The following is an 18,611-nucleotide window of genomic DNA, read 5'->3' as shown; positions in this document are numbered from 1 at the left end:
GCTTGGCTCATGTGGGCAAATGAGTTATTGGAAATCATAGAAGTCTGGAGCTGATGATGATTCTTGTTATAACTAGAGCGCATCACAGTTAAGCGTAGCGGTATCCGCAGTGTGTAATGTAGTTCCTGCTTTCTGTGCTGGTGATCTGATCAACGAGTCTGCCACAGGCTGCCCACAGACCGGATACGGTCCGTTCTTCCGCGCTTTTGATCAGCCATTTCAATTTGGAAAAAGCCTGCTCGATGGGATTGAGATCAGGGCTGTAGGGAGGCAGGTACCACAGTTCGGCTCCCACAGCTTCAATCGCCTCGCGCACTTCTGATCGCTTGTGGCTACTCAGGTTATCCATGACCACAATATCTCCTTCCCGGAGAACAGAAACCAGGTGCTGTTGTACGTAAGCCACAAACACATCACCATTGATGGCTCCATCAACAACCAAGGGCGCCACTAAGCCACTGGTTCGCAAACCGGCCAGGAATGTGGTCGTTTTCCAATGTCCGTGAGGCGTCCTGGCAATCAACCGGGTCCCTTTCAATGAGCGTCCCCTGGGACGAGTCATATTTGTTTTTGCCCATGTTTCGTCGAGGAAAACAAACCGTTCCGGATCCAGTCCCTGCTGTCTCACTTTCCATTCGGCGCGACGTTGTTGAACATCGGGGCGATCCTGCTCTGATGCGATCAGGACTTTTTTTTGAGAGTGAGTTTCAAGCGTTTTAAAGCACGGCACAACGTCTGACGACAGAGTGTTGTACCAAGCTCATCCTTCAATTCCTGCAGAGTGATATCCGGCTTATTTGAGACTGCGGCCTGAATACGATCTGCCAGGGAATGCCACTCGGGAACTCGTTTACGCCTGGTGGCAGGACTGGTTTTTCCCTGCTCTCGAAATTCCTGTTTGACCCGTCTAACCCACGATTCGCTGCATTGAAATTGCAACGCAATCTCCCGTGTCGTTAAACCGGCTGCATCCGCTTGCAGAACTTCGAGGCGGCGTTCTTTAGAATAAATCAACATGTGAAATCCTCCATGAAATGAGACCTCACCAGTTTACCTGAACTGCCGCAATCGCGCTATACTAAAATGTGATGCGCTCTAGTAAATAATTGTGTCGGAAATATAATGGTTTTCTCGAGTTTGCCCCTTTCATGTTCGACAAAGAAAAGGATTTCAGGATGGATGAAGAGCCCATGGACTTAGAGGATGCAAGTCACCTTTATGATGTGGAACGTACACAGTATCACGCTGAACGACCAGGCTTCCGTATCATTGAGTTACAAATATCACCAACCCAAAGTGTGCCTTGGCATTACCACAATAATATTCAGGATACGTTTTATGTAATCGAGGGGATTCTCAAAATCTATTTGCAAAATCCTAAAGAAGAAATCACACTCACCCCAGGAGATACTTATTCTGTCCGCCCCCGTCGGCCACATCTTGTTACAAATACAGCAACATCTTCAACAACCTTTCTTGTACTTCAAGGCATTGGTGAGTATGACTTCGTTCCTATAGTTTGAAATATAAACGGTGGTAGGAAGGTTTTTCAATCTTTCTCAAGAACTCTATTATGTATTTCAATCAGAACTTGAAACACATATATAATTGAGAAGTCGAATCGATGAAACAATCAGGGCATGTTCAGAGCCTTGGAACATCGTTTCCGAAGCTGCGTCGGCTTCATACTCTAACGCATCGAAGCGGCACAGGCTGGGAAAGCGAGAATACGTTCGTTTTCGATTACTGCACGGTAAACGACGACTTTCGCGAACAAAATTGAGCGGTCGGACTGACATGGATCAATTTCAGATCAAATCGAAGTGATGTGAAACTGTTTAACGGTGATATTTCCGAACATTCAAAAAAACATCGGGTTTTTCGGATAATGTCGAAAATCACCGGGTTACGGCCGACGACATTGATTTCAGATTGAGCCCGGAACTGGTCTCCCTATCAGAATGGATACATTTATGACGTGATCAGAAAAGTGGCCCACGATAAGAGGAACTTGAATTGTGCCAGATAATTTTACTTTTCCACAGCAATTCTTTGCGGTTTCCTCCCCCGTTCAGGAAGGCCGTCTCTTGATGGCAGGTGGCTTATTTCCCATTTCAAAACCACGCAGCGCATACCAGGCAAGTGTCGCCTGCTTTGACTACGGTGAGGGAGAGATAATTTGGCAGGTGGACCAGGAGAAGAGTTATCCGTTTAAGGCCATTGCGCAGTCGGAGGGAGTTTGTTCTGCGATACTTCCTCAAAATTTCGTGCGGTGTCCCACTGGAATATACCGATTCGACGTCATCACTGGAGAAAAAATTATTCCAGATAATGAGGTCAGTGGATGGAAAATCCAACACGTTGATGGATTTGATCAAGGATTTGTTTTCTCATGGGTTCGTGAGAACAAATCCTTTTTACGAGTCGTTTCCCACAGTAATGAGACTGTTGCTGAGAAAATATTTCCTTATGATTCGCAAGCGGGAGGCAAAATCCTTGAACGAGTTTTCGCAGTGTGTGAAGATACTTTTATCACGGTCTTTTCACTTGTCAAAGGTAAAAAAGTAGTTTATTCGCTCGAGAGATGGGATCTTCATGCTGATTTCCCGATTTGGAAACAACACGTTAAGATGAAGCATGTGATTCGTAATGGCTCTTCCATTATATGTTGGCATGGTTTTGATCGACCATTTGCAGCTGAGGTTTATTCGATAGGAAATGGTAAGCGAGAGTCGATCTTTCAAGCCAAACTTTCCGAGGTAGTCAATGTGGAGCCAATAAACTCTTGTTCTTTCGTTATCCAGGCTCTTTCAGGTGTTTATATTGTGAGCACCGAAACAGGAAACATGTACCAGATGCCAGAATTCGGTTACGACGATTTTCTTGACTTCGGTGCAATAGCGGTTGATGAGTCAAAGAAAAAGCTACTAGTGGTGACCGCAGGTAATCATCAGAGACCAGGTACTCGGCTGACATTGCTGGATCTTTAGATGAAAAGATTGATCCGACTTTCGTAAATTCAGCTCATTCCGTGTTGTCAGAGCCAGATTCGATTTGACGGTGTACCTATTGCACATCGGGAGTCTCCATCAGAAGCAACCGTCACTCGACCTCATTAAGCGACCTCAATCTCCCACCCCTCGACTTCGCCGGAGTGATGATCCCAATCCGCGTCGAAACGAATGTCAATCGTAATACGCCCCGAAGGAAGCTGCGCTGCGGCGGTGAACAGCAGATAAAAACCATCCAGCTTTTTCAGCTCAAAGGGCGTCCACTCGCCTTCCCTGTCGGCGCTGCGAACGCGATAGAGAATCTTCCAATCATCCTCGAAATGCTTAAGCCAAATATCACCTTCGCGCCCCATTCGAGCGCAAATTCTGCTCTTCTTCGTCGACGTAAATGGAAACGGTGAAATCTTCAGCTCAAACTCGGCATAGTCATCCAGTTGCCAGAACGTCGAAGGCTCGGGCTTTTTCTCGCCGCCGCGAAGCTGTGCCGCTTGCTCGGGAGTCAGCTGAGATTCCAGAAGCTGCTCGATCCGGTCGAGATCATCGAGTTGCGATTGAAACAACTCCGCCAGTTCGCCGTCGGAACTCGGCAACAATCCGCGGCAGAACTGGCGCGTCCCGTGGGCAAGTTGAAACGCGTTTTGGCCGTTCTTTGTGCGTGTTGTCGGATCGGCCCCCAGTTCAAGCAGATGGTTGACCGCGTCGAAAAAACCAGCCTGCACGGCACACAGCACGGGAGTCAACTGGTTCTTGTCGCCATCATGAATGTCGGCACCCAGCTCAATGAGCCGCTTCAACAGTTTGAGATCGCGAAACTTGGGAACGTCGAGCAGCAAATTGTTGTTCTTATTCTTTCGCGGCTTCGCCCCCAATCGAAGCAATTCCCACACAATCTCGCGCTGCTCCGACGCCAACGCAAACTCGAGCGCCGTCACCTTCGCAGGCAACGCAACATCGACCGGCACGCCATCAGCAATGATCTGCTTGACCGCTTCGAGATCGCCCTTCTTAATGAACTTCTTCAATTCAGCTTCTGGCTTTGCCATTGGTGGAATTTCTCCCTGCTGCGAATTCGCGGTTACTGGTTTGGTGACGTTAAGGCCGAGATTTCCCATATGGATCAGCCTGAAACCACTCCAGGCATGGATTGTCTTTGATTGTAACCACTGCGGTCCCCCGTGTCTAAAACGATGTGATTTTTCGCCACTTTAGTTGTCCCTCTGTTGTTGAGATCAGGAAATCGCTGCCGAGCGAATCATATTTCAGTAGTCAACACGGTTTCTGCGCAGACTTTCTTTGTGAGGAAACCTGTTTTTCGCTATTTGATATACTTCCGCTTCACGTCATGCGTGACCGGCGGCGGAATTGCCAGTCGTGCAATCCGATCAAGAATCGCGGCGAACAATCTCCGTGGCACAGCCACTTGAAAGAATACGTACTTGGCATGCCGGGTTACCTTGGCCCCAATCTTGATCAGCTTCTCCCGCAGCATCGTCAGCGACCAGTTCTGTATAGGCTTCGATTTCGTTTGCTGTACGGCATTGGACGAGTTTCGCGAAAATTTGATCTTGTCTTCGATCTGAGCAGCGTTCGATATCGAACGAAGCGCTCGCGGCCGATGCACTAACCTCAGCTACTATTCGACCAATGCCATTTCGCGAAATGGGTGGTTTTGCGCAGGTACCGAAGACCATCATTAGCAACTGTCAATCAGATGCGAGCGTCGGATTCATTGTATCCTGTTGCGCGGAGAACGATACCCCAGCGAACTGTGCGGCCGGACTGTGTTGTATTCTCTTCTCCATCGTTCGATCAGCACTTTGGAGAGTCAGACCAACGTGTGTTCAGGATCCACAGAGGATGATCCGAAAGATTTCATCGACGAGAGAATTCGATCGATTTCAATGAAGTAGGAACTTCGGTCAGAACCAGGGTTTCCAGACCATCTCGCACCACCTACTGATTGACCTGGCCATTCAGCCGGCAAGCTCCTGAAATTGACTCTTGGCCACTTGTCGGTAACACGGCTCTTCCCATCGTGGCGATAAATTAGCCACTTGTGTCGATAATTTGCCCAAACAAGTCAGGGTGCTACCGAAGCAAACTTTGGATATTCGCTGTTTTGTCTGAATTTTGCCTTTGGTCTCGGTCGTAGATGTTTTGGCACACCATTTGCCTTGCCATAAGGAAACTCATATGTCGGTTTCCTATGGTCCCCACCTTCATCGGGGCATTTTGCTCAGCATCCGCTCATTGGATCCCCGATACGTTCAGTTTCAATTGGAAGGAGAGTACATCAATGCACAAACGGCGTGGGTTCACGTTGATTGAGCTACTAGTAGTGATCGCGATCATTGCAATTTTGGTCGCCCTGTTGTTGCCTGCCGTTCAGCAAGCGCGAGAGGCTGCTCGGCGGACTCAGTGCAAGAACAATCTGAAGCAAATGGGGTTGGCCCTGCACAACTATCACGATGTCTATCGCAGTTTTCCTCCGGGATCCGTCTGCTTAGGTCCGATCGGCTCAGCTCAAAAGACCCAAATCAACTGGGCAATTGCGATTCTGCCTTACATCGAACAAAACGCGCTGGCGGAAGGCTACGTTGACGAATTCTACAATCAAGACCCGCAAAACTCACAGATCCGCACGTCAATAGTCACGACTCAGTATTGCCCCTCGGACCCCGGTGCCGGCACCCTAGCCATTCCGGTCACCGGACCAGGTGGAGCTTCTGGCAGAGGCGGCGCAGATCTCGAATATCGAGCAAGTTCTTACAAGGGTGTTACAGGAGCTGTATTCGGCGACCGTGGTCTACGCAACCAGGGATGGTGGGACGGATACTATCAGCCATTTCCAATTCCGGAAACCTATCGCCGCGGAGTCCTGCACAGTGTGGGAACAAACGGATGGCGAGCGGAAGCGATGAGCAATATCAGAGACGGTACTTCAAATACGCTCATGCTGGGCGAGAAAGCAAGTTCTGCCGGGAGTGGAAGCGTATATACATACTGGGCGTACTCCTATTTATATTATTCTCTCTCCCACTCGATCGAACATCCGTTGTCATTGTCCAACGACAATGGAAAGTGCATCGAATTGGCCAGTGCTGCCGGTGACTGGGGTGCTCCCTGCGCACGTGGGTGGGGAAGCAAACACATCGGAGTTGTTCAGTTTGCGATGGCCGATGGGTCCGTGCGTGCGATCAGCACGAATATCGATCTTACGTTGCTTTGCTGGTTGTCAACAATCGATAATGGTGAGATCGTAAATCAATAATTGGAGCGACTAGACACATGCATTATTCTACAAGGTGCATCAGCCGACTGCTGTTGCTCGTTGGAATGTTCTGGCTGATCGGGTGTGGAGGAAATTCCGAAATCCCCGTGGTTCCGGTTTCTGGGCAGATCACGCTCGACGGCCAACCGCTTGCCGATGTTTCCATCAGCTTTGTGCCTCAGGCGGAATCCGTCAGTTCGCCGGACGTGGGACCCGGATCCATGGCGAAGACGGACTCCGAAGGCAGGTTTACCTTGATAACCGTGGACGGTCGAGATGGTGCTGTCGTGGCGAGTCATATCATACGCATCGTTCCGGCCATCGACGACTCCTCGACGCCTGATGACCCAGGCCCCAGGCGAGAGCTTCGACTGCCGAAATCGGCACAGGACGGCAGCATCCGTTTTCAGGTGCCGGAGGACGGAACTGAGCAAGCCGATTTCAAACTGGCAACGCGAAAGTAATGTATTTATATTTTTTTGTTCTGTCATGCGTCGTGTGGATTTCAAATAAACAGGCGAAGGAAATTATGAGTTTGAACCGTCGATTTGCCTTTTTCAATACCTGCTCACGAGAAGGCTTCGGGTTTGAAGACGTTCCGACGCTTCGGCCGCGAGCAGAGCCGATCAACAAGCAATTGGTGAAGTTGTATGACTTCGCTCGCACAAACGGCATCCGCGTGCTCTTTACTCAATGCGTGGGGCGGGCGTCGCCTCCGCTGGGAAGATCGCCTCAGCCCCACACGCTGATGGTCCCTCTTGATTCGTCGGTCTCGTCTTGGAAGGATCAAATTGAGACGTGTCGAGAGATATTTATTGAGCGTCCACAATTCGGTTCGCCGGAAGAAAACCGGCGAATGAGGGTGGCAGACGTTTTTCATTCCAATCCCGCGACCGATGAACTGGTGCGTTCGTTGGATGTCGCGGAATGGATTGTGTTCGGCGTTGCAATGCAGGCATGCGTGACATTTGCAGTTCGCGGGCTGTTAAGACAGGGGCGGAGTGTGACGATACTCTCCGATGCTCTCCTTCCGGCCTCCGTCGCGCTTTCCAATCTCACCATCAAGGAAAGCCTAGACCAGTTGCAATCTGCGGGCGCCCACGTCGAGACTACGGACGAGTTTTTCGCCAGGGCACAATCGGAGAGTATCCAGCAATGATCGGCCGGGAGCACGCCAAGCCGAGGCATCGACTCAGCAACCTCGCAAAGTTCGCGTGCGCGATTATCGTCTGCGGTCTGATCGCCGTAGTGATTCGAGGTGCATTGACAACCGCGCCGAGGATCTCGAGTTCTGATCACCAGGCGATCACCGTCACCGACCTTGCAGGCTTCGAATTGCACTTGGCTAAACCCGCAGAGCGGATCGTGCTGCTGCGTGGACGCGATCTCCATGAATTGGCAATGCTGCTGGGAGACAAAATTGACGACAGACTCATCGCTTGGGGGCCGGATATCTTGACCGCGGATAAAGACGCTTACGACGCCTTCGTCAAGCGATATCCGAAGCTCGCGAAGATTCCGATGATCGGTTCGATTTACAGTGACGCGATCGACGTCGAACAGCTTCTGGCTCTGAAACCGGACCTCGTCGTCGGAGACACGTTTATGGTGAGACGTGGGTACAAATCGATCGACAGGATCAGAGAGGCTGGCTTGCCGCTGATTCTAACCGAGATGGGGACCAACCCTTTTGAGGGACCGCAGAAGAGTCTCGCTGTTCTAGCGAAGGCATTAGGTAAGGTTGAGGTTGCAGAAGGAATCAACGCCTTTTTGGATGAAGAAATTGGCAAGGTTTTTGACCGGCTGCCCCGCACTACACAGGGGCCTTCGATCTATATCGAGTGTGGAAATCGAGGCGTGAACGAGTTTGGGCATACGTTCGGCTACGACGGCGAGAATCGCATCATCACCTGGGGAGCCTACATGCATCGACTCCACTGCGAGAACATCGCCCTGGGCGTCGTGCCGGACATGGCGACTCTGCATCCGGAACAGATTCTGAAATCAGACCCTGATGTGATTATTGTAACCGGATCATGCTGGACGAACGTGCCAGACTCAATGCGTCTTGGTTTCCAAACGTCGCCGGAGTTCGCGCGGGCCCGGTTAATCGCATTTACCGAACGTCCGGGTTGGGCACAACTGCAGTCGGTGCGGACGAAACGGATCTATGGGCTTTACCACGGTTTTTGTTTTCACCCCACCGCTTTCGCCGCCCTTCAACAGATCGCCAAGTGGATTTATCCACAACGATTTCGCGATCTCGACCCCGATGAAAATTTGCGCCGGTTCTACGATCAATTTGTACCTGTTGAGCTGACCGGCGTCTGGATGAGCAGTCTGGAGGTCGACGATTAACAACACAAAACAATCTGTCGGGCAGTCAGCGTATCGCAGGTCGTCACTACGGAAAGGGTGGTTGCTCGGGGTAGCGTTTTTCGTCCTGCTGGTGTCTTTCGCAATCGACCTTTCAACAGGTGCAGCTGAATTGTCGCTTCGCGAGTTGCTTGCAACTCTGCTCCGTCCCGGATCGTCCAGCCCCATGCACCACACGATTGTCTGGAAGCTCCGCGCGCCGGTGGCGGTGATGGCGTTAGTCGTGGGGGGGGCGCTGGGTGCGGCTGGTGCCGAAATGCAGACCATCCTGAACAACCCTCTGGCGAGCCCCTATACACTGGGCATTTCTGCTGCCGCCGGCTTCGGTGCGGCACTCGCGATTGCCTTCGGTGCTGGTGCACTTCCGTTTGCAACGGCTGTTGCAGTGCCAGCGAGCGCATTTCTCTGGACGCTCCTCTGCTCCTTCGCGATTCTGCTGGTCGGTAGAATGAAGAATGGCGCGATTGAATCGATCATCCTCTGCGGCGTCGCGATGCTCTTTCTGTTCAATTCCGGAGTGGCATTCCTGCAATACGCGGCTTCGGAAGACACCTTGCAAGCAATTGTTTTCTGGATCTTCGGAAGCCTGCAAGGGGCGACCTGGCCCAAGATCGCCGTTATCACTGCGGTGCTGGCGGTCTCGTTGCCGTTGTTGCTGTTCCAGGCCTGGAACCTAACCGCATTGAGATTGGGCGAGGACCACGCGAGAAGCTTGGGTGTTCATGTCAGTAGACTTCGGCTATCGACACTGACACTGGTTTCCATTCTGACCGCCACAGCGGTTTGTTTCACCGGTGCGATCGGTTTTATCGGGCTGGTCGCCCCTCACCTCTCACGTATGTCCGTCGGGGAAGACCAACGCTACTTTCTGCCGATGTCGATCCTGTTGGGCGCGGTTCTGCTCTCCGCCGCTTCGATCGCCAGTAAGTCACTCGTGACCGGAGCGATCCTCCCGTTAGGGATTGTCACCGCTATAATTGGCGTTCCCTTCTTCTTCACGATGGTGCTCGTTCAGAAAAGGAACTACTGGTGATACTCGAGTCGCGAGCAGTGGGATTCAGATACGGTAGGCAATTGGCCGTGGAAGACGTGAGCTTGGTGCTGAAACCGGGCGTCATGGCGATTATCGGTCCCAATGGTTCAGGAAAATCAACTCTGATGAAGTGTCTGGCAGGGCTGCTGCACGGGACTGGGCATGTTGCGTTGGACGGGCAAGACGTCTCAAAACTTCCCACGAGTCAACTGACGCGTTTGGTTAGCTACATGCCCCAGGAATTTTCATCTAAGGCGGCTATTTCCGTGTTTGAGGCTGTTCTTCTGGGACGTTTACAGCAACTCGGTTTGCGGATTCGCGATGAAGATGTTCTGGCGGTCGAGTCGCTTCTAGATGAATTGGATCTACGCTGCTTGGCGAACCGGTGGATCGCGGAACTCAGTGGCGGGCAGGCGCAATTGGTCGCCATCGCGCAAGCACTGGCTCGTGAGCCGGTTGTGCTCCTGATGGATGAGCCGACTTCCAATCTAGACCTGCGTCGGCAGTTTGAGGTTTGCGAATTGGTTCGACGGATCACCGATTCGCGTAAAATGAGCACTGCCATTGCCCTTCACGACCTGAATCTGGCTGCGCGTTGCGCGGATACGATTTGTGTCCTAAGTGAAGGCAGACTCCATAGTGTGGGGCCACCACTGAAGGTCATCACTCGTGAGATGGTGGAATCGGTCTATCGCGTCGATGCGAGGATCGATTTGGAAGAAGGACGAATACCCATTGTCACCATACGAGGCGTAGCGAGATAGGCCACTCCTCCCACCATTGCGAAGTCGAATTGTCGAAAGGACGATCAACAGGTCATCCAACGAATAAACCTCTTCATGGAAAGACAGTGACTGATGATTTTGCGGTTCTATCTATACTCTGTGCTGAAGAACTTGCGATTCGCGGACCCATTTCTAATCCTGTATTTCCTCGACTTGAAACTGTCCTTCTCACAGATCGGCCTGCTGTTGGGATTGCAGCATATTGTGACCGTACTGCTTGAGCTTCCCTCCGGAATTCTCGCCGATCGTTGGGGCCGCAACAGAGCCATAATGCTCGATTATCTCGATTCCTCGGGACAATCCGGGCTGGTGACGCAGCTCATCAGTCGTACGAGGGCGGTGTCGAGAATCTCGTCAGCCATCGCAGCTCTCAGCGGCGGAATGTTGTTGTCCTGGTCACGGGATTATGCGTGGCTGTTCTTCCTCTCTATGGGAGCCGCAGTGTGCGGTTTCGTATTGATGCTCACATATCCCCGTGAACTTGAAGGGGACTCGTTCCGTGACCGGCAACAACGGAAAGTCAGCGACGCCTCTTCCATAACAAGAGAATTTCGTGGAATGTTGTCGGGGGGTAGGCTCTGGGCAGTCTTCGCGCAGTCAGTGGTCTTCGAAAGCCAGATGAAGATCACACTGAAATCTTTCACACAACCCTTTCTCAAAGCGAGGCTGGATACATTCGGGCTTCCGATCATCTCTTCGCCTGGAGCAGTCGGATTGGCACATGGTGGCGCGTTTTGGGTCGGTCTAAACGAGTTCATACGAGATGGTCTCGGTGGACTCGGGTCGCGTCTCGGACCATACTACGAACAGCTCTTTAGGAGCCGTATTACTGCTCTGAATCGCTTATATGTATGTGGAACGCTATTCGTCGCTGAAGTATGACCAGCTTCTGCGAGTTGAAGTTGATGCCAATTAGATTCGGTTTTGGCGATCGGACGAGCATAACACCAAGTTAAGCAGCCAAGACGTTTTGGCGCGGAGTTTGCGAATGCAAGCGAAGTGACAGGTTGCTTGGTCCTCTTCAAATTCATGTTATACGCTAGATCTAAAATGCGCTCTTCCACTGTTCGGTGTCGATAAACCATCGTTCTTCATAGATTTTGTCACCCTTGAATTTGAACAATACTGTGAGTTGGGAGCTAGCAATTCTCTCCGAATTCCACTCTACAATCGGAACTACCTCTTCCGCACCTTCGATCTGTTGTAATCCGGTTATTTCAAATCCCTTTGGAAGAATATCAACCAAACCATCTAAAGCTGTTCGAAAGGATTGACGCCCATCCAGAACATTTTCCTGACCGGGCATAATGAAAGTCATCTCTTCAAGGTAGTCTTTAACAAGCGTGTCAAAGTCACCGCTCCCGACGGCGTCCCAACCTCTCTGTACAATGTCTGTTAGATCCATTGGAGTCTCTATTTTCTGATGGTGGTAGTACTCGATGGCGCATAACTATTCATAGACAGAATCAAATTCTATCAGGAATTCTGTCTATTCTCATTCATAATATGTGATCAAGAGTGCACATTTGAAATGATTCAGGGAAGACTGAAATGACAGCGGATGTTGATCCCGGACTCACTTCTGCACGGATTGAAATTGCGATAGCTCGCCTGGATCACGATCCGTTTCTCGATGCGACTTCAGCTTCCAGCAGAGTCCCACCGTAAGAATGCAGGCCGCAATACTCCAGACTGCAATCAGTCCAAACTGATCGGCGGCCCAGCCAAAGAGTGGTAACAAGACAGCCACCATCACCGCTCGGGATACACTCTCCAGTGAGAGCACAGAAGCCCGCTGTGCCTTCAGCATCTGAGTATTGAGTTCGCTGACAAAGATGGGCCGCCTCAGATTCTGCAGGAGTGTTAGCACGGTCAGGATCAGAATTCCCGGCAGCAGTCCCCATTTCAGATTCCATGTACATACAGCCAAAACCAGACCAGCCAGCAAGCCTGCCTGGTACACCCGATTCAGGGCCACCCTGCGATCACCGGTCTGCTGTTCAAAATGGGGGCTGAGCCGCGCGCCCAGACTTCCAACGCTGTCCCGCAGAAATTCACTGAGTCCCACGCAGAACGCCCCCATCGTTGCGATACCGGAAGCGTCTGGAGCAGCGATGATCGAAATCCCCAGCAGCCCCAGTCCGACTTTGAGAAAGGGTTGGGTGAAATACTTGAGGATGATTTTCAACTGACACTCAAACAGGACCGACTGAATAAACAGCGCCCGAAAACCGGAATGCTGCCACATCACGCGGAAGGGCCGGTTCTCTACTGGATGTGACGCGGTTTGCTGGTGCTGGCGTTCCCGCCACAGATCACCTTCCAGACTGCGCGGATAGGTCAGCAGCAATACAAATCCACAACAGGCGGCTCCCGCGGAAAGATAAAACAAAGGTGCATAGTCGCGCGACCATGCCAGCAGAATACCCCCACAAATCGCTGCCGTCGCAGAGGTCATCTTGGAAACCGAGCGTGTACGACCAATGAGTTGAGTCGCCCGTTCTGACTGGCCCGTCGAATCGAGATAGTCGAGCATGATCGCTTTGTGCGAACCGGTGCGCAGGGCCTCGCCCAGCGCGAAAAACATCAGGCATCCCACCAGCCAGAAGAAAGCCGGTACGTTAGCACCTCTCTGCCCCGTCATTCCGAAACCGACAAATGAAGTGGCATACATGGCGAAACAGAGGGCAGTCACCCGCCGGCGCCCCCAATGATCGGCAAGCAGACCGGAGGGAAACTCCAGCAGTACTGTCACCAGATGCTGCAGACTTAGCAACAGTCCCAAACCGGTATACGACAGATCCTGATCCAGAAAAAAGAGAATCAGAAACGGATCGGAAAACCGCAGGTTTTTGAGAAAGGAATAGAGGTAGAACCGCAGTATCATTACTTACATTTCCAGTCCGGATCATGAAAAACTGTATTCGATTGCCGTTTCAATATCGAGTTCAGACATTCTCACCTGACTCAGTTTCCGCTGGTCCCAGAACGGTTACCACGGGACGATTCCCTGTCCCCATCATAACTTCTGCTTTGACGCGATACGGGCCTGATGGAAACGCAATAGGGGGCATGGGTTGTTGCATCATTCGACACCTTCGCTTCTACCCCAAAAACCTCAGAAAGCATTTCCGTCGTCATGACTTCGGCAGGTGATCCCTGATAGACGATCTCTCCTTGACGAAGAGCCATCATGTAATGAGAATACCTTGCAGCCTGATTGATGTCATGCAGGACTAACACAATCGTTCGGTGATGTTCCTGTTAAAGACGTTGCAGGACGTTAAGCACTTCCAGTTGGTGTGCCAGATCCAGAAAGGTTGTCGGCTCATCCAGAAGCATAATTTCCGTATCCTGCGCCAAGGTCATGGCAATCCACGCCAGTTGCCGCTGCCCTCCAGAGAGTTCTCCGAGCGGGCGGTCCGCGAAGCAGGCATGTCGGCCAGTTTCTGAACCTTACCGCTTTGTGGTTCAAATGCAATGAGTGACTTTTGGAATGTTCCCTTGTTCGGACCAGCCGTCCAGCCGCCACAGTAGTAGATGACCCCATCAAGCGAACATGCAGCACCGTGACGTGCTCCGTAGGGCACCATATGCACCGTCCCAAAATGTTCAAACGGGCTGTTGTTACCACCAATGACATAGTATTCCTCTCCGACGACAGTCCCTGTTGTACCGCCATGATGCTCGACAGTGTGCTGCTCAAGCTGAGTACTCATAATTGTCTTCCATTAAGCAAGGGTTCAAACAGAACTCCTCGGCTGCTCTGTCTGCTGATATAAGGGCCGAATACGTCCGTACTCTCTCACAGAAGCCCTGATGCAAATCGCGTACCATTTGTAGTTCTGCAACTTGTTTCTTCTTATGAGGCTCTGGTCAAACCTTGCCAACGAGCTTCCGACAAGGATTTTCTAGTGTGTCAGTGATTTTAGAGAGGTCTTAACAGGGCCTCTTATTTTGAAATTCATTGGCAAGCGCCAACGATCCACGCCAGCCCGTGTCGAAAAAGTCGCCACTAGTGGCGAATGCAGGCTTCATAACTTGGTGCTGGGCTGTTTGTCACAACTTTCCCACCATTTTCGCGCGAGTTCTCGAGACTGAGAATTGTCCAATCCTTTCGGTAACGAAACACAAGGGGCATTGCCGTCCGAAAAGACTTTTCCAGACTGGCCAGCGATTTCGGGATGAAGTCGCCGATGGAGATCATGAACTGCGCTCAGCCAACCGGTCAAGCATGTCCCCCACCGATTTTTTTCACATCTCAGCAACATGATTCGTTCGAGACGCAAAGTTTTCTACTCTGACTGCCCCATGTCTGATTTTTGGCAATATTATCTGTTTCCAGACATCTGACCTGCAACCCTAAAACTGTTCCACCGCAAGTGAGAAAAACGAGATAAAATCTGGCCACCATTTTCGAGGCGTTAATGGCCATGAAGTATTAATTAGCAGATTGTGCTGAAAGCGGGCTGCCGACATAGAGACGTTTGCAAAAAGGAACTCCGCAACACATGCTTGTTCCCATCCCTTCGGTGAACTGATCAAAAGAGGTTTCCGAGAAAACGTCTGGCTTCTCGGGACACTTGTAGTGTCCGTTTTACCATTGATTTGATCGGACACTCCAGGAGCCGTTCTGACCAAAGTATTTTGGTTTGCTATGAATCCGCGAATACGCATGGCTTCCACGCACACATATTGAGTCCGCAAAATGGGTGGTTTTACGGTATTGTCCCATCTCTAATCTGCAAGTTTACGAATTTTTCTTTCCAGCAACTGCTTCTCATGCGGAGCTACTACTTTGGATAATGCAACCGAGTAGGAGTTGATTGCTTCCTTTGTGTTGCCTTGCAGCTCATGCATTCGGGCAAAAGCACAATCTAGCAGCAAATAGCTCTTCATCACCTTTCGACTGCGTAGCAACTGCAGTTGCGACATGGCCTCGCGCGGGTCGCCCGCCTGCCCCACAGCGACTGCTCGGTTCAATGCATAAATAGGCGAATCACGTAGATGTAGCAACCGATTGTAAAGGCGAGCAATCGTGTGCCAATCCGTCGCTTCGAGACTGGGGGAGACGCAGTGTAGCATCGCGATAGCTGCCTCGATATGAAAAGTCGTCGGCTGATCGCTTTTTGACTGCGCCAGCCAACTTTGAGCGGCACAGATTAAATGGTGATCCCACTTCGCACGGTCCTGATCTTCCAGCAGAATCACGACTCCATTCTCATTGGTTCTCGCGTCAAGTCGAGCGGCATGGAATAACAGCAATGCCAACAAGGCCTTCGTTGCCGGCTGTGAGCACGGACTTTCACAAAGCAGGTGACACAGTCGAACGGCTTCTTCGCAGATGTCGTCGCGGATCGGATTGGTACCGTGTGAAGTACTGTACCCTTCATTAAACATCAAATAGAGGACAATGTGTACGACGTCCAGTCGTTGAGCCAGATGATTATCGCTGGGAAGTTCGATCTGCACATTTGCTGCTGTCAGAGATTTCTTCGCGCGCCAGATGCGCTTCTTCACGGTCTCGTTGGGAAGCAGTAAGCCTCGAGCAATCTCGGGAATACCAAATCCGCAAAGTGAATTCAGCGTCAGCGCGATCTGGGTTTTTCGGTCGAGTGATGGATGGCAACAGACAAACATCATCCGCAGCAGGCTGTCGGGTAAATGTTCTTCCTCCAGCCATTGATTGACAATTGACTCCTGGTTGTCGATTGACTGACCGGACAGCGAAACTGCTTTTTCATATGTCTTCTCGCGGCGTAGCACATCCAGCATGCGGTTCTTTGCCGCACGGTGAATCCAGGCAGCAGGATTTTCTGGAGTGCCGTGCAGTTTCCAAGCATGCATTGCTTCCAGCAACGCAACCTGAACTGCGTCCTCAACCATCTCGATGCGACGAATGCCAAAGGCACGAGTCAGCACGGCTATCAGGTTTGCCGACTCGTGCCGAAAGAAGTGTTCGACCAGTTGGTTTGTCGAACACTTCATTCGTTATCCATTCCCTTGTCAGGCAGTTCACGAACCTCGATGATGTTTCCTCCTTTCACCATCGGAGAGCCTTTGGCAATTTCAATGGCGGCAGCCAGATCAGGCGTTTCAACCACCATGTAACCACCCACGAGCTCCTTCGTCTCTGCAAATGGGCCGTCGATCACAGTCATATCGGGCTTGACGACTGCTCCAGCTCCCAGACGATTACCGGGATCGAGTATCCAACCGGCTTCAGTGCCTTCCTGCATCCAGTCCATATACATTTGCATCATTTGCTGCATCTCTTCGGGTGTCTTTTCGGAGCTGCTTTCACGGATTCCGCCGCTACGTAGTAAGAACATAAACTTAGCCATCGTATGGTCCTTTCTCAAAATCATGAAAATTGCGAATGCAGATGGATCGTACACAATGATGACGAAAGACTGACAGTAGCAGGGACAAGTATTTTCTGAAAATTCTTACGGCATTGATGCGATCTGGAAAATTTGTGCTCAGGCGACTAATATATAGCAGTTAATTCCACAATATTTCGATGAAGAATATTCGTGAAACCGTGGTTTTACGAAATGTCCGGAAAAAGTAGGAGATCGCCGGTCAGGAATCCATTTCGCTTTCAGGGGCCAAATCGCGCATTCAGCGAGGCCGCAAAACTCTTGACGCATTGCTCAAAGCCTGTTGTCAGTTTCAGTTCAACAGGCATGGAAACATGTTTGGGTTGTATCAATCGCCCGATGGTTGATCGTTAATCGGCTTTTGAGTCCTGTGATTGACGGAAACAATCTCTCACGCGAGAATTTAATTGACATCCACGTATCTAATGTTTAGTTATATAAGATTACAATAATTTGCAGGTTACGTTAGGCCGCTCACAGAAGCTTCTTATATTAGTTTTATCGTTAGGTGAGCTTAGGGAGGAAGATGTTGAACCAGCAGTTTCCCGTGGAGCGTGAGGAAAAGCGGAAAGCATTGCTTGCAGCAGTCGAGAGTGTGCGCGAAATCGTTGCCAGCCGAGCAGACGAGGCGGAAGAAAAAGGAACGCTTCCGCAGGCCACGGTTGATGCGCTTATCACGTCAGGGCTCTTTACTTTGAAACTCCCGGCTGTACTTGGCGGAGCCGAGGCTGATCCGGTGACACAGATTGAGGTCATCGAAGTCCTGAGTGCCATTGATCCATCAACGGCTTGGTGCATGTTGAATGGGACAACATCCGTTAGTCTTATGGCGGCGTTTCTGGATGATAAGGCCATCGCAGAGATCTTCGACGGTGGCCACATTCCCACGACAGCCAACGTGGCCATGCCCACTGGCCAGGCCGTCCCTGTAGATGGGGGATATTGCCTGAGCGGAAAGTGGGCGTTTGCGAGCGGAATACGGCATGCGCAATGGGTCACTGCCGGGGTTCAGGTAGTGCGCACAAGCAAGGCCCCACCTGAACTCCGCATGATGGCCGTTCCTGTTGAATCTGTTCAGATCCATGACAATTGGCACGTGGCCGGACTCGAAGCTACAGGGAGTTGTGACGTGTCTATCACAGAGCATTTTATTCCAGAGGAGTTCACCTGGGATTCATTACATGCCAAACCGCAGCGTGGAGGGCCACTCTATCGTCTGGGTCTCCCGGGTTTTGTCGCCAACGAACATGCCGCCTTTGCACTCGGTGTCGGGCGCTGTGCTCTCGATACAGTAATCGGGTTGGCAAATTCGAAACGGCGTAACTATACACTCTCTCCATCCACTTTAGAGATGCGGCCAACGTTCCAGCGCGCCGTTGGCGAGTGTGATCTGAAGCTCCGGGCAGCACGGTCTTTGGTGATGGAGATCTTCACCGAAGTGTGGGCGACGCTTTGTGCCAATCAGATTCCGTCACCGCGATCGCATGCCGAGATGCGGAGCGTTGCCGTTTTTGCTACCGAAGTGGCTGCCGATGTAGTAACCCAAGCCTTTCGCTATGGGGGCGGCAAGGCCGTGTATCGAACGCAGTGCTTGCAGAGGTGCTTACTACGGGACATCAATGTGGCGGCCCAGCACTTAATCGTAAGCGACATTGCTTATGAGACGCATGGGCAGTTTGCCCTGGATCTGCCTGATGCAGATCCAATGCGGTAACTAGACCCTGTTTCCGATTGCTCAAACGGCGTCATAGC

19 protein-coding genes and 2 pseudogenes are annotated in these 18,611 nt (G+C 51.2%); 10 read left to right on the top strand and 11 right to left on the bottom strand.

What is annotated here, in order from left to right:
• Positions 1-88 precede the first annotated feature (88 nt).
• Positions 89-1,017, bottom strand: a protein-coding gene (locus Enr17x_RS09010) for an IS630 family transposase (RefSeq protein ID WP_449267335.1) whose coding sequence is annotated in 2 segments (ribosomal slippage) — positions 89-685 and positions 688-1,017 — 927 coding nt in all. Because the reading frame shifts where the segments join, the coding sequence is not laid out codon by codon here.
• Positions 1,018-1,175: 158 nt separating this feature from the next.
• On the opposite strand from Enr17x_RS09010, the gene Enr17x_RS09005 reads away from it, so the two are divergent.
• Both Enr17x_RS09005 and Enr17x_RS09000 read left to right on the top strand, forming a co-directional pair.
• Complete coding sequence (locus Enr17x_RS09005; RefSeq protein WP_198001052.1) at positions 1,176-1,523, top strand: cupin domain-containing protein; 348 nt, start codon at positions 1,176-1,178, stop codon at positions 1,521-1,523.
• 495 nt (positions 1,524-2,018) lie between these two features.
• Complete coding sequence (locus tag Enr17x_RS09000) at positions 2,019-2,990, top strand: hypothetical protein (RefSeq protein ID WP_145307964.1); 972 nt, start codon at positions 2,019-2,021, stop codon at positions 2,988-2,990.
• A 125-nt stretch (positions 2,991-3,115) separates the two neighbouring features.
• On the opposite strand, the gene Enr17x_RS08995 is transcribed toward Enr17x_RS09000, so the two are convergent.
• From Enr17x_RS08995 to Enr17x_RS30355, 3 genes and pseudogenes are all read right to left on the bottom strand, one after another.
• A complete protein-coding gene (locus tag Enr17x_RS08995) occupies positions 3,116-4,054 on the bottom strand; it encodes an ankyrin repeat domain-containing protein (RefSeq protein ID WP_145307962.1) in 939 nt (312 codons plus the stop codon).
• A gap of 272 nt (positions 4,055-4,326) precedes the next feature.
• Positions 4,327-4,521, bottom strand: a pseudogene (locus Enr17x_RS29535) (hypothetical protein); the annotation flags it as partial.
• A gap of 216 nt (positions 4,522-4,737) precedes the next feature.
• A pseudogene (locus Enr17x_RS30355) lies at positions 4,738-4,833 on the bottom strand (integrase core domain-containing protein); the annotation flags it as partial.
• A gap of 474 nt (positions 4,834-5,307) precedes the next feature.
• On the opposite strand from Enr17x_RS30355, the gene Enr17x_RS29975 reads away from it, so the two are divergent.
• The 7 genes from Enr17x_RS29975 (at position 5,308) to Enr17x_RS08950 (ending at position 11,358) form a co-directional block, all read left to right on the top strand.
• Complete coding sequence (locus tag Enr17x_RS29975; RefSeq protein ID WP_261343448.1) at positions 5,308-6,282, top strand: DUF1559 domain-containing protein; 975 nt, start codon at positions 5,308-5,310, stop codon at positions 6,280-6,282.
• Between the two features lie 17 nt (positions 6,283-6,299).
• On the top strand, positions 6,300-6,746 hold the full coding sequence (locus tag Enr17x_RS08975; RefSeq protein WP_145307954.1) for a DUF4198 domain-containing protein: 447 nt from the start codon (positions 6,300-6,302) through the stop codon (positions 6,744-6,746).
• Positions 6,746-7,441 carry a cysteine hydrolase family protein gene (locus Enr17x_RS08970; protein ID WP_145307952.1) on the top strand — a complete coding sequence of 232 codons (696 nt, stop codon included), beginning with the start codon at positions 6,746-6,748 and terminating at the stop codon, positions 7,439-7,441. Before Enr17x_RS08975 ends, Enr17x_RS08970 begins: the two co-directional genes overlap by 1 nt.
• A 182-nt stretch (positions 7,442-7,623) precedes the next feature.
• Complete coding sequence (locus Enr17x_RS08965) at positions 7,624-8,640, top strand: ABC transporter substrate-binding protein (RefSeq protein ID WP_198001050.1); 1,017 nt, start codon at positions 7,624-7,626, stop codon at positions 8,638-8,640.
• A complete protein-coding gene (locus tag Enr17x_RS08960) occupies positions 8,636-9,691 on the top strand; it encodes a FecCD family ABC transporter permease (RefSeq protein WP_145307948.1) in 1,056 nt (351 codons plus the stop codon). The genes Enr17x_RS08965 and Enr17x_RS08960 overlap by 5 nt, the downstream gene beginning before the upstream one ends.
• A gap of 47 nt (positions 9,692-9,738) precedes the next feature.
• Positions 9,739-10,455 (top strand): ABC transporter ATP-binding protein, encoded by a 717-nt coding sequence (locus Enr17x_RS08955; RefSeq protein ID WP_232100994.1) that lies wholly within the window; start codon positions 9,739-9,741, stop codon positions 10,453-10,455.
• Between the two features lie 132 nt (positions 10,456-10,587).
• Positions 10,588-11,358 carry an MFS transporter gene (locus Enr17x_RS08950; RefSeq protein ID WP_145307944.1) on the top strand — a complete coding sequence of 257 codons (771 nt, stop codon included), beginning with the start codon at positions 10,588-10,590 and terminating at the stop codon, positions 11,356-11,358.
• Positions 11,359-11,521: 163 nt separating this feature from the next.
• Here Enr17x_RS08950 and Enr17x_RS08945 read toward each other — a convergent pair whose 3' ends face one another.
• From Enr17x_RS08945 to Enr17x_RS08920, 7 genes are all read right to left on the bottom strand, one after another.
• A complete protein-coding gene (locus Enr17x_RS08945) occupies positions 11,522-11,881 on the bottom strand; it encodes a nuclear transport factor 2 family protein (RefSeq protein WP_145307942.1) in 360 nt (119 codons plus the stop codon).
• 171 nt (positions 11,882-12,052) lie between these two features.
• Positions 12,053-13,363 (bottom strand): MFS transporter, encoded by a 1,311-nt coding sequence (locus Enr17x_RS08940; RefSeq protein ID WP_145307940.1) that lies wholly within the window; start codon positions 13,361-13,363, stop codon positions 12,053-12,055.
• A 61-nt stretch (positions 13,364-13,424) separates the two neighbouring features.
• Positions 13,425-13,565 carry a hypothetical protein gene (locus Enr17x_RS29525; RefSeq protein WP_198001049.1) on the bottom strand — a complete coding sequence of 47 codons (141 nt, stop codon included), beginning with the start codon at positions 13,563-13,565 and terminating at the stop codon, positions 13,425-13,427.
• 175 nt (positions 13,566-13,740) lie between these two features.
• Entirely contained in the window at positions 13,741-13,860 is a 120-nt protein-coding gene (locus tag Enr17x_RS30350) for a hypothetical protein (RefSeq protein WP_390622549.1), read from the bottom strand.
• Positions 13,842-14,195: a Kelch repeat-containing protein gene (locus Enr17x_RS08930; RefSeq protein WP_145307938.1), complete on the bottom strand. Its 354-nt coding sequence runs from the start codon at positions 14,193-14,195 to the stop codon at positions 13,842-13,844. Before Enr17x_RS08930 ends, Enr17x_RS30350 begins: the two co-directional genes overlap by 19 nt.
• 1,018 nt (positions 14,196-15,213) lie before the next feature.
• Positions 15,214-16,464 (bottom strand): RNA polymerase sigma factor, encoded by a 1,251-nt coding sequence (locus Enr17x_RS08925; protein ID WP_145307936.1) that lies wholly within the window; start codon positions 16,462-16,464, stop codon positions 15,214-15,216.
• Positions 16,461-16,820 carry a YciI family protein gene (locus tag Enr17x_RS08920; RefSeq protein ID WP_198001048.1) on the bottom strand — a complete coding sequence of 120 codons (360 nt, stop codon included), beginning with the start codon at positions 16,818-16,820 and terminating at the stop codon, positions 16,461-16,463. The genes Enr17x_RS08925 and Enr17x_RS08920 overlap by 4 nt, the downstream gene beginning before the upstream one ends.
• A 547-nt stretch (positions 16,821-17,367) precedes the next feature.
• Here Enr17x_RS08920 and Enr17x_RS08915 point away from each other — a divergent pair.
• Positions 17,368-18,573, top strand: coding sequence for an acyl-CoA dehydrogenase family protein (locus tag Enr17x_RS08915; RefSeq protein ID WP_198001047.1), 1,206 nt, complete (start codon positions 17,368-17,370; stop codon positions 18,571-18,573).
• The last annotated feature ends 38 nt before the right edge of the window (positions 18,574-18,611 follow it).

Source organism: Gimesia fumaroli (assembly GCF_007754425.1).
GTDB classification, from domain to species: domain Bacteria; phylum Planctomycetota; class Planctomycetia; order Planctomycetales; family Planctomycetaceae; genus Gimesia; species Gimesia fumaroli.
This window is presented reverse-complemented; position numbering and strand designations above follow the sequence as displayed.